This is a genomic window from Lamprobacter sp. (genome assembly GCF_034860625.1).
Taxonomy (GTDB): domain Bacteria; phylum Pseudomonadota; class Gammaproteobacteria; order Chromatiales; family Chromatiaceae; genus Lamprobacter.
Window position 1 is genome coordinate 1 of record NZ_JAYESN010000489.1, and the last position, 1,527, is coordinate 1,527.

Annotated in this window: 1 protein-coding gene, 2 tRNA genes and 1 pseudogene; all 4 read right to left on the reverse strand. The window is 61.0% G+C overall.

Going from position 1 to position 1,527, the window contains the following annotated elements; all coding sequences use genetic code 11:
• A pseudogene (locus VBE63_RS29115) lies at positions 1-481 on the reverse strand (hypothetical protein); the annotation flags it as partial.
• Positions 478-1,191 carry a TVP38/TMEM64 family protein gene (locus VBE63_RS29120; protein ID WP_323686465.1) on the reverse strand — a complete coding sequence of 238 codons (714 nt, stop codon included), beginning with the start codon at positions 1,189-1,191 and terminating at the stop codon, positions 478-480. The pseudogene VBE63_RS29115 and the gene VBE63_RS29120, both read right to left, overlap by 4 nt.
• A gap of 134 nt (positions 1,192-1,325) precedes the next feature.
• Positions 1,326-1,402 (reverse strand) — tRNA-Asp (locus VBE63_RS29125).
• A 39-nt stretch (positions 1,403-1,441) separates the two neighbouring features.
• Positions 1,442-1,517, reverse strand: a tRNA-Val gene (locus VBE63_RS29130).
• Positions 1,518-1,527: the final 10 nt, after the last annotated feature.

The window sequence follows — 1,527 nt, forward strand, 5'->3', positions numbered from 1 at the left end:
GTGAAAGGTACTGCTCTACATGCTCGCTGCGCGATGGCAGCAGCCTGGCGCCATTTTCCGAAAACACCCAGGCGTCAATCGACCACCCGTCCAGCAGTGGCGTGAGCAGCCCGCGTGGGTCGACGATCGGCAGCGTATCAAGCCCGGGCAGCCCCACTGCAGTCCAGTTGCGCTGGGTCAGGTTCACATGCGTGACCGAGAAAGCCCGTGGTAAGAAGGACACATCGCGAGGGTTGTACTGTCGCTCTGCCCAGTAAGGCCACACCCAGTCCAGGTTATGCTGTATGACCTTGCTGTTGATCAGGCCGCGTGCATGGAACACGACGCCTGCGCGCAGCAGTTCGATGGGCTCACCCACTTCCGAGGGCTGCCCCAGGCCGCGCAGGCGGCCGAGCAGCTCAATGGGGTCCAGAAAACCCTGGCTGCGCGCTGCCTTGCGAATGATGTAGCGCAGCGGGATCCAACTCCACCATCGGCTCATGAGCGTGACCCTCCCGACTGCGTGGAGGGGGCAGTCTGGGTCGAGGTGTCGCTCAGTTCGGTGCGTGCCAGGCGATTGAAGTAGATGACCGCCACCACGGTGGCCGCAAAGCCGAGCACATAGATGGCCCATTCCACAGGTGTGCGCCCATAATTGCGCTCATCGAGCGTCAGCAGGCTGGCTGCGAAAGAACCCAGATAGACGTTGTGCAGCGAAAACGGCACGAGGCCGATCAGGGTGCCCAGTGCATAGCCGCGAAAAGACACGGCACTGAGGCCAAAGGCGTAATTGGAGGCCTTGCCCGGGAAAAAGGGAATCAGCCGTGTCAGCAACACCACCCGCGCATCATCGCGCTCTATGGCACGGTTGAGGCGCCACACCGCATCATGTTGGCGCAGCCATTGGCGGGCACGCGCGCCGGCGAGATAGCGCGCCAGCAGAAACGCGATACAGGCACCGATGGTGGTGCCCACTACAACGTAGAGCGTGCCCTCTACAACGCCGAAGACAAACCCCGCGCCGGTAGTGAACAGCACTCCCGGAAGCATCAGGAGCACAACCCCGGCCATCAGCAGTACAAACCAGACTTGTGCCAGCGCGCCTTGCTCGTTGATCCAGCCCAGCAAGGCTACGATCCGGGAATCTATATCAAAGGCGAACAGCAAGCCCACGATGGCGGCAACGAAGAGCGTTGCCATGACGATCAGCATGATTGGAGATTTCATGCCTACAACACCCTACAGCCTTAACGGGCCCGGATGCAAATCGCGCGAGCAGACGCCGAGTGCGGAGCGTCAGAGTGGCACCCGGGGCTCTATTGAGATTAAAGCATAGCTACGGAAAATGGCGGAGCGGACGGGACTCGAACCCGCGACCCCCGGCGTGACAGGCCGGTATTCTAACCAACTGAACTACCGCTCCACGGTAGACTCGACACAACCAGATTATCAGGCGATAAAATGGTGGGTGGTGACGGGATCGAACCGCCGACCCTCTGCTTGTAAGGCAGATGCTCTCCCAGCTGAGCTAACCACCCCCGGTCGAGA

Coding starts and splice junctions, on each gene's coding strand:
- VBE63_RS29120 (WP_323686465.1), bottom strand. CDS start 1,191: ATGCTGATCGTCATGGCAACGCTCTTCGTTGCCGCCATCGTGGGCTTG.